We start from the raw sequence: 216 nt of genomic DNA on the forward strand, positions 1-216 counted from the left end.
TGCTGCCGTTCGACTTGCATGTGTAAGGCATGCCGCCAGCGTTCAATCTGAGCCAGGATCAAACTCTTCAGTTCAATTCCTGTTACTGTTTTCGGTTGTTTTACCAACCGGTCGCTCACTCAACGTACTGACGATGATCAATCCGTCTTTCGACAGATAAACCTTCCTCTAATACTGTGTGAGACTTGATAACTTTCGCTAAACGTCCCAACCCCG

At 47.2% G+C, this 216-nt stretch carries 1 rRNA gene; it reads right to left on the reverse strand.

What is annotated here, in order from left to right:
• Nucleotides 1-74, reverse strand: a 16S ribosomal RNA gene (locus tag NCT03_RS34485); the annotation flags it as partial.
• Between the last annotated feature and the right edge of the window lie 142 nt (nucleotides 75-216).

The organism is Caballeronia sp. GAWG1-1, assembly GCF_023631465.1.
Lineage (GTDB): Bacteria > Pseudomonadota > Gammaproteobacteria > Burkholderiales > Burkholderiaceae > Caballeronia.